General features: G+C 67.5%; 8 protein-coding genes. 4 read left to right on the top strand and 4 right to left on the bottom strand.

Annotation, left to right across the window (positions count from 1 at the left end):
• The 4 genes from AC3AYF_RS09230 to AC3AYF_RS09215 all read right to left on the bottom strand — a co-directional run.
• On the bottom strand, nt 1-1016 hold a 1016-nt coding region (locus AC3AYF_RS09230), incomplete at its 3' end, for a glucose PTS transporter subunit IIA (RefSeq protein WP_295035141.1).
• Nucleotides 1017-1118: 102 nt separating this feature from the next.
• Nucleotides 1119-2138 (bottom strand): SIS domain-containing protein, encoded by a 1020-nt coding sequence (locus AC3AYF_RS09225; RefSeq protein WP_295035085.1) that lies wholly within the window; start codon nt 2136-2138, stop codon nt 1119-1121.
• A complete protein-coding gene (nagA, locus tag AC3AYF_RS09220) occupies nt 2129-3298 on the bottom strand; it encodes an N-acetylglucosamine-6-phosphate deacetylase (protein WP_487779652.1) in 1170 nt (389 codons plus the stop codon). Before nagA ends, AC3AYF_RS09225 begins: the two co-directional genes overlap by 10 nt.
• 22 nt (nt 3299-3320) lie before the next feature.
• Nucleotides 3321-4055, bottom strand: a complete 735-nt coding sequence (locus AC3AYF_RS09215) for a GntR family transcriptional regulator (protein ID WP_149436655.1) — start codon at nt 4053-4055, stop codon at nt 3321-3323.
• Between the two features lie 222 nt (nt 4056-4277).
• On the opposite strand from AC3AYF_RS09215, the gene AC3AYF_RS09210 reads away from it, so the two are divergent.
• The 4 genes from AC3AYF_RS09210 to gpgF all read left to right on the top strand — a co-directional run.
• Entirely contained in the window at nt 4278-6218 is a 1941-nt protein-coding gene (locus AC3AYF_RS09210) for an exoribonuclease II (protein WP_487779651.1), read from the top strand.
• Nucleotides 6219-6374: 156 nt separating this feature from the next.
• On the top strand, nt 6375-7508 hold the full coding sequence (gpgS, locus tag AC3AYF_RS09205) for an N-acetylglucosaminyl phosphatidylglycerol synthase (RefSeq protein ID WP_149436653.1): 1134 nt from the start codon (nt 6375-6377) through the stop codon (nt 7506-7508).
• Complete coding sequence (gene gpgD / locus AC3AYF_RS09200) at nt 7501-8316, top strand: N-acetylglucosaminyl phosphatidylglycerol deacetylase (protein WP_487779650.1); 816 nt, start codon at nt 7501-7503, stop codon at nt 8314-8316. The genes gpgS and gpgD overlap by 8 nt, the downstream gene beginning before the upstream one ends.
• On the top strand, nt 8313-9168 hold an 856-nt coding region (gpgF, locus tag AC3AYF_RS09195; protein WP_487779649.1), incomplete at its 3' end, for a glucosaminyl phosphatidylglycerol flippase. The genes gpgD and gpgF, both read left to right, overlap by 4 nt.

The following is a 9168-nucleotide window of genomic DNA, read 5'->3' as shown; positions in this document are numbered from 1 at the left end:
AGGTCAGCATCCACCTCGGCCACGGCAGCGGCCAGCGCCCTTCGCTCCCGTTCGGGGTCGTCGGCGGTGTCGGCAACGCTGGGTAGTGCGGCCCGGTAGCGGACCAGCGGGCCGACAGCCAGGCCCGGGCTCGCCGGCAGGCCGTTCAACGTGCCCGGCGTCGCCTCCGCGGCGGGTACGACGCTCGGGCCGGCGCAAACATCGGCCCGACCGGCATCGTGCTCGGGCGTCTCCAGCAGCATGACGGCCGCGTCGACCGCGGCCTGGGCCGCCGCTCCGCAAGCCGTGACCAGAACCCGGTCGCCCCGGATCAGGCCCAGGTTGAGCAACGCGCTCAGGCTGGCGACGCTCGCGCCGTCGACGTCGGATCGGTCTTTACCGGCCTCGTCGTCTCGCGCCAGCCTCAGTTCGACGTCGTGCTTCTGGGCGATCGACCTTAGCCTCGACGCCGGGCGGGCATGCAGGCCGTGGGCGGCAGCGATCGTTGCCTCTCCGCGGGCGGACGCCTGGGTGGAGACCTCCCGACCGGCGGTCTCCGCCGCCGGGACCGGTGCCTGCCACTGCAGCAGCACCTCGCCCTTGTCGACGATCGTCCCCGGCTTGACCAGCGTCTCCAAGGCGAGGTCGGAGGCGTTGGTCACCACGATCGGTGTGACCAGGGCCTTGGCACGCCGGGACAGCCCGTCGACATCGAACCGGCACAGCGGATCGCCGACGGAGACACGCTCGCCGGTCGCGACCAGCAGCTCGAATCCCTCTCCGCCCAGGTCGACGGTATCGATGCCGATGTGCAACAGCCATTCATGGCCGTGATCGTCGCGCAGCGTGAGCGCATGTGCGGTCCGCGCGCACTGGATGACCTCGCCGTCGAATGGCGCATGCAGCGTCTCGTCCAACGGGTCGATGGCGACCCCTGGCCCCAGGGCGCCTTCGGCGAAGGCCGGATCCGGCACGTCGCCGAGTGGAACCACCACCCCGCGCAGCGGGGCGCAGAGAAACCGTGATGTGGATGACATGAAGACTCCCGACTTGTTGTTGTTCCAATCCCGACCGATTCGCCACGTGCTGCCATTCAGGTCAGGCGGCGATTCGCGGCAACGCAAGACATCACCGACGACTCACAGCGTTCGCGTCACCTTCTGCAGGTGACGAGGCTGATCCGGATCGCCGCCACGGGCGACGGCCAGCCTGGCCGCCATCACGTAGAAGCTCTGGATCACCGACAGCGGCTGCAGGTCGTCATGACCGGCATCGACCAGCGTCAACTGGCGCGACCCGACGCTCTCGTCGGCGGCCAGCAGCACCCTGGCGCCGATGCTCTCCAGCCACTCGGCCAGCTCCAGCAACCCGGGCTGGTCCGGCCCCGGTGGCGCGAGGACCAGGACCGGATAGCCCGGGCCGATCAGCGCCATCGGCCCGTGACGAACCTCGGCGGCACTGAACGGCTCGGCCTGGATGGCGCAGGTCTCCTTGAACTTGAGCGCGGCCTCCTGGGCCACGGCAAGGCCTACGCCGCGGCCGATGACCAGCATCCTGTCGACATCGACCAGCGCATCCACCGCCGGCTGCCACTCCTGCTGCGCCGCCGTCTCGAGCGCTGACGGCAGCGCTTTCAACGCCGCCAGCAGTGTGTCGTCTTCCGCCCAGGCCCCGATCAGGTGCGCACAGGCGGCCAGCGTGGCCAGATAGCTCTTGGTGGCGGCGACGCTCTTCTCGACGCCGGCGTGTAGCGCGATCTCGTGCTCCGAAGTCTCGCCCAGCGGCGAGTGCGGCGTGTTGACCAGCGCCACGCTTAACGCGCCGCCATCGACCAGGGCCCGCTGGGTCGCGATGAGATCGGGGCTGGCGCCGGACTGCGAGATCGCCACCGCCAGTTGCCCGCGAACCCGCCACGGCGTGTCGGCGACGGTCGTCAACGATGGCGGCACCGAGGCCATCGGCAGACCCAGGTGCTTCATGCCGAGATAGGCAAAGTAGGCAGCGGCGTGATCGGAGCTGCCCCGCGCCACCGTCAGCGCGCCATGCAGGTCCGCCCCGCGCAGGGCGCTGCCGAGCTCGGAGAGGATGGCGGCGTTGGCCCGCCATTGGGCTCGCAGGCAATCCGGCGCGCTCTGCGCCTCTTGAAGCATCAACGACATTGGTCTCTCTCCTGCGACGCGCCGGCCGCCTGGGGTGTGGTCGGGTCGTCCGAGGCCGACGAGGGGCGGTGGACCCGTTCGCCTCCGACGTAGACGGCATCGATCTCAAGGCGGGCATCCATGACCACGACATCGGCCCGACAGCCGATCTCGATCCGTCCGATCTCGCTCTCACCGAGGAAATCGGCGGGATACTGCGACAACCGCCGAGAGGCGTCGTCCAGCTCGAGACCGATCTGGACCAGATTGCGCAACGCCTGGTCCATGGTCAGCGTGCTGCCCGCCAGCGTGCCGTCGGCCAGGCGAACGCCGCCCAGGCACTTGGTGACGTGCTGCTCGCCGAGACGGTACTCGCCATCGGGCATGCCGGCGGCGGCCGTGGAATCGGTCACGCCGAAGAGATGGGGAATGCAGCGCAGTGCCGTACGAATGGCGCCGGGATGCACATGCAGCAGATCGGGGATGATTTCGGCATAGTCGGCGTGCGCCAGTGCCGCCCCGACCATGCCGGGCTTGCGATGGTGGAGCCCGGTCATGGCATTGAACAGGTGGGTGAAGCCGTGGGCGCCATGCTCGAGTCCGGCCACGCCCTCCTCGTAGCTGCCCAGGGTATGCCCCATCTGCACGCGGACGCCGCGCTCGCGGAGTTGGCCAATGAGCGCGGCATGGCCCGAAAGCTCGGGCGCCAGCGTCAGCAGCCGGATCGGCGCCAGTTCCATCAGCGCCTCGACGTCCGCGATCGCGCCGGGGTGGGCATACGGGGGCTGCGCGCCCAGCTTGCCGGGATTGAGATAGGGTCCCTCGAGATGGACGCCCAGCAGCCGCGCCGCCCCGGCCGGCGGTCGATCCATGGTGCGGGCGATGTCCCGTAGCGCCTGACGAATATCGGGCAGCGGTGCCGTCATGGTGGTCACCAGCAGGCTGGTGGTGCCGAAACGGACATGGGTTCGCGCCATGATCGCGGCGGCATCGCCCCCCTCCATGGCGTCCGCCCCGCCGCCGCCGTGCACGTGCAGGGCGACGAACCCCGGCAGCAGCCGGGGATGCGCGTTGGTCGTGGGATCGACCGGCTCCCCACCGATGGCGGCTATCCGGCCATCGCGCCACTCCAGCGTGCCCAGTCGCCATCCCCGGGGGGTCAGAATATTGCCGTAGAGCATGCCGTCTCCCGTTCGCGCGATCTCATTGGGTCAACTCCACCATGAAGTCGTAGTAGTCGGTGCGGCAGTAGGTCACCGTCAGCTCCCCGGGGCGGCCGTCGGCCAGATAGCCGAGGCGCGTCATCATCAACAGCGCCTGGGACGGCGGCACCTGCGCCAGTTGCGCCAGCTCGGCGTCGGCGTTGACCGCCGAGACGTGCTGCAGGGCCCGCACGATCGGCGTACCCAGATCGTCGAGATGGCGATAGAGCGAATGGGTGACGCTCTCCGGGTCGGGCAGGACCCGGCTCGGCAGGCAGCTCTCCTCGACTGCGACGACCACATCGTCCGCCAACCGCAGGCGTTTGAGCCGCGAGACCTGGTGGTCCGCACTCAAGCCGAGACGCAGGCTCTCTTCCACCGTGGGCGTCCCCGAGCAGCGGCTCAGCCAGCGCGAGCTGGGCCGATGACCGCGCTGAACCAGCAGTTCGGTAAAGCTGGTCAGACGTGTCAGCGACTGGTTGAGTCGCGGCGCGATGAACGTCCCGGAGCCATGGGTGCGCTGAATCAGCCCCAGTGCCACGAGTCGGTCGAGCGCCTTGCGCGCGGTGATCCGCGAGATGCTGAGCGACTCCGCCAGGACCCGCTCCGAGGGCAAGGCCTCGCCGGTCTCCCAGTCCCCCGCCTCGATCGCTTCGACCAGTTGCTGAGCCAGTTGGCGATAGAGCGGGGTCGACTGGGCGGCATCCAGCTTGAGCCGGGATAGCGTCGGTGCCATGAAGGTCGGTTCCAAAGTGACGTTGACTGATACCAGTTCAATACCACCAACATAACCAGTCGAATACCAATTCACCAGCCCCGTGGGGGACGACTTTGGTCGCACCTCCCCGCGTCGCCGAGAGCGTCCCGGTCGACGCTACCTCGAGGGGCCGCGTGCGATTGGCGTGGCCAACCCGGAATCCGTATAGTGTCGCTCTCGTCCACCGACCGATCCGATCCGATGCTGCAGAACAACTCTCTTCTGGCCCAGCTGAAGCAGGACATCCGCGCCAACACGCCGCGTGTCCAGGGCACCATCAAGGCCACCGACAAGGGCTTCGGGTTTCTCGAAGCCGAAGACGGCACCTCCTACTTCATTCCGCCCCCCGCCATGAAGCAGGTCGTTCACGGCGACCGCATCGAAGCGGTGATCAAGGAGGATGGCGACAAGAAACAGGCCGACCCCGAGACGCTGATCGAGGCATCGCTGGATCGCTTCGTGGCTCGCGTGCAGAAACGCGACGGCCGCCTGGCCGTGATTCCGGACCACCCCTCGATCAACCTGTCGCTGAAGGCACGCCTCAAGCGCTCGCTGGAGGAGTCCGACATCGCCGACGGCGACTGGGTCGTCGCGCGCCTGATTCGCCATCCGCTGCGCCCCGACGACAGGGGGTTCTTCACCCAGATCGACGAGCTGGTGGTCAAGAGCGACGACCCGGCGGTGCCGTGGCGCGTCACCCTGGCACGCCACGCGCTCGAACAGGAGTGTCCGCCAGCGGCCGAAGCGTGGCCGCTGCAGGACGAGGGCCTGGGGCGCGAGGACCTGACCGCCGAGCCGGTCTTCACCATCGATGGTGAGAAGACGCGGGACATGGACGATGCGCTGCGGGTCGAAGCGACCGACGACGGCTGGACGATGACGGTGGCGATCGCCGACCCCACCGCCTATGTGGACGAGTCCCATCCGGCAGACAAGGAGGCCCGCACCCGCGCCTTCACGGTCTACCTGCCGGGCCAGAACATCACCATGCTGCCGGAAGCGCTGGCCGACGACCTGTGCTCGCTGAAGCCGGACGTGGATCGCCCGGTGCTGGCTTGCCGGCTGCAGGTCGGCCGCGACGGCACGCTGGGCGAGTACCGCTTTTTCGCCGCCACGATTCGCTCCCAGGCCCGTCTGGCCTACGACGATGTCTCCGACTGGATCGAGGGGCGATCCGGCGCCGAGGCGCCGGCTGCGCCCATCGCCGGGCAGCTCGAGGCGCTGGCCGACCTCGCCCGGGCCCGCGCGGCCTGGCGGGAAGCCAACACGCTGGTATTCAAGGATCGTCCGGACTATGCGTTCGACCTCGACGACGCCGGCAATGTGCTGGGCATCGTCATCGAAGAGCGTCGCATCGGCCAGCGCATGATCGAAGAGGCGATGATCGTTGCCAACGCCTGCTGCGCCGACCTGCTGGCCAAGGAGATCGGCCACGGTATCTTCAACGTCCACAACGCCTTCGAGCCGGAGAAGATCGACCAGGCCGTCGAGTTCCTGGCCACCCAGGAAATCGCCGTCGAGCGTGAGCAGCTCGCCGAGCTGCCGCGCTACAAGGAGCTGCGCCGGACGCTGGACGCGCGTGAGGACGCCTGGCTGGATGCCCGCCTGCGGCGCTTCCAGGGCTACACCAACATGTCGGCCCGGCCGGGGCCGCACTTCGGCCTCGGGCTTCCCGCCTACGCCACCTGGACATCGCCGATCCGCAAGTACGGCGACATGGTCAATCATCGCCTGATCAAGCGGGTGTTGAAGTCCGAAGCGGCGCCGGCCGAGGCCAGCCAGCAGCTGACGGAGCAGTTGACCGAACGTCGCCGACTGAACCGAATGGCCGAGCGTGACGTCAAAGACTGGCTTTACGTGCGTTATCTGGGCGCCACCATCGAAAAGGGTGAAGTTTTCGACGCCGATATCATCGACATCCGCCGTGGTGGCATGCGCGTCCGTCTGACGGCCAACGGCGCCACCGCCTTCGTGCCGGCGCCGCTGATTCACAGCGACCGCAACCAGATGGCGATCGACGACAAGGAAGGCCGCATCCGGATCGACGGTGAGCTGCGTTATCAGCTCGGCGGCTCACTGCGCGTCAAGCTCGTCGAAGCCCGTGAAGCGACGCGCTCGCTGGTGGCCGCGCCCGCCGAGTGAACGCGGTAACGGCCTGCCGGCGCCGGAAGCGGCGGCGGCAGGCTACCACTTTGGTGTGAACGCCCTGTGGCAGTAAAAAGATATACTGCAATGTAGTCATCGCCATTCTCAGGAATGCGCCGTATCGACAGGGAAGTCTTCAAGAGGAGCGGCTCGTTGCACATTGCCGACGTTACGATGTTCTATGCCCCCGCCAGTGGTGGGGTCCGTACTTATCTCGATGCCAAGCATCGGCGCCTCGCCAAGCTGCCTGGCGTCACCTGCAGCCTTCTCATCCCCGGTTCCCAGCTCTTCACCCACAACGGCATTCACGAGGTTCCGTCCCCGCCGTTGCCGTTCAGCCAAGGTTACCGATTTCCCCTGCGTCGTCGCGGCTGGGAACGGGAGCTGGTGCGCCTGTCACCGGACATCATCGAAGCCGGCGATCCCTATGTCACCGCCTGGGCGGCGCTACGCGCCGGACGCAAGCTGGACGTGCCGGTGGTGGGCTTCTACCACTCGGACCTGCCCCGGTTGATCAGCAACCGGCTGGGCAGTGGCACCGACAAGCTGATCGAGCGCTACGTCCACCAGCTTTATCGCCGCTTCGATCAGGTCCTCGCGCCGAGCCGGGTCATGGCCGAGCGCCTGACCCGACTCGGTATCGAGCGGGTTGCCATCCAGCCGCTGGGCGTGGACCTGGAGACGTTCCACCCGAGCCGTCGGGACCTGGCTCTACGTGAGCGGCTGAATCTCGACGACACCACGAAACTGCTGATCTTCGTCGGCCGGGGTTCACGCGAGAAGAATCTCCACGACCTGCTGAAAACCGCCCGGCTGCTGGGCAAGGGCTACCACCTGCTGCTGGTCGGCCCCAGCATGCCCAGCCAGGTACCGGACAATGTCAGCGTGATCGACCGCTATACGCCGACCGAAGAGGTCGCGAGCTGGCTGGCTTCCAGCGATGCCCTGGTTCACGCTGGCACCCAGGAGACCTTCGGCCTGGTGGCGCTGGAAGCCATGGCGAGCGGCATCCCCGTGGTCGCCGCCCGGGCGGGTGCACTGGCCGAGAACGTGCCGCTGGGCTGCGGCCTGTTGAGCGAACCCCATTCGCCCGCGGACATGGCACGCGCGGTCAAGGAACTGTTCGCCAATCACGATGCCGCCCAAGCCGGGCGCCGCGCGCGACGCTACGTGGAGCGCAACCACGACTGGGATGTCGTCATCGACGGCCTGCTCTCTCACTATCGACGGCTGACCAGCGCCACCGAAGGTGCAGGAGAAGCCCAGCAGGGTTCCCAGCATGGATAAGTCACATTTCTCGCTGGTACTCCACGACATCGCCCCCGAAACCTGGTCCGATTATCAACCGTTCGTCGAGTCGATCGACCGTCTCGGCGAACGGCTCGGTCAGCGCATTCCAATGACCTGGCTCGTCGTCCCCGACTTCCATGGCCGGGGCAAGTGCCGCGATAGCGACACGTTGCGCCGGGTTCTCGATGATCGCCTGGAGCGGGGCGACGAACTGACGCTGCATGGCTACTTTCACCGGGACGATGCGCCGGCACCCCGCTCCTTGCGGGATTTCTACATGCGCCGAATCTACACCTGGGAGGGCGAGTTCTACACTCTCGACCAGGCGCGCGCCGGCGCCCTGCTCGATGAGGGCATGTCCCAGTTCGACGCCTGCGGCTGGCCGCATGGCGGCTTCGTCGCCCCCGCCTGGTTGATGAGCGAAGGGACCCGAAAGGCGTTGCAGGAACGCCCGTTCACTTACACCAGCGACCTGCAACACCTCTATCGCTTGCCATCGCTGTCGTCGCTGGCTGCGCCCAGCATCGTCTGGAGCGCCCGCAGCGCCTGGCGCCGCGGCATGTCGAGAGTGGTCAGCGCGCTCCAGTACCGCCGCTTCCAGCACGCGGCACTGCTGCGATTGGCTCTGCATCCCGTGGATATGCGCCATCGCGCCTCCCATGACTACTGGCTGCATCTCGTCGAGCATCTGCTGGAGGTGGGTCGACAACCGTTGACCAAGCAGGCCTGGCTCGACCAGGCCGCCCCCGATCTCGCCCAGGACAACTTCGCCGGACCGGCGGACAAGGATCGCTCCGCGGCATGAAGCGCATCCTGTGGCTACTGGCGCTGGGCCTGGTGGCAGCGCTGGCGATACCCATCCTGATTGGCGGGCGCGGCATCGTCACCGAACTGCGAGGCTTTCCCACCTCGCAGCTGCTGCTGATGATGGGCATGATCGTGATCTGCTGGAACGTCAATGCCCTGCGGCTGAGGTTGCTGCTGGCCAGGCGCGCGGGAAAGCTCTCCCAGATCCGAGCCTTCTCCATCGTCATGGCCACCGAGTTCGCCATCTGTGCCACGCCGGGGGGTACGGGCGGCCCGCTGACCCTGCTCGGCCTGCTGGCCCGGCGCGGTGTCCGTCCGGCGCAGGCGTCCGCCATCTTCGCCGTCGACCAGCTGACCGACCTGCTGTTCTTCCTCTCGGGCCTGATCGGCGTGGCCCTCTACGTGCTGATCGAGGCGGTGGACCTGAAGCTCGGCTGGCTGGTTGGGCTGCCCACGCTCCTGCTGCTCACCGCGCTTGCCATGCTCTGGCTGACGCTCAGCAACTACTCCAGGGTGATGCATATCACCGGACGCTGGCTGGCCAAGCTCAACGTCAAGCGCAGATCGCGCTTCGGATTCGCCCGCCGCCTGCTCCACTTCCGCAACTCACTGATGGAAACCCTGCGGCTGCCGCGCTGGTTGCTGCTCGGCGTGTTCCTGCTCTGCTGCACACACTGGCTGGTGCGTTACAGCATCCTGTATCTGGTCGTTCAGGGCCTGGGCCAGCATATCGACTGGGCCTGGACGTTCCTGGTGCAGATGGTGTCGATGGCAGCCGGCCAGCTGAGCTTCCTGCCGGGGGGCGCGGGGGGCGCCGAGTTGACGTCGTCGGCACGGTTGACGCCGCTGG

The organism is Salinicola sp., from assembly GCF_982684285.1.
Note: the sequence above shows the minus strand (reverse complement) of the source record. Positions and strands in the feature narration are given on the sequence as shown.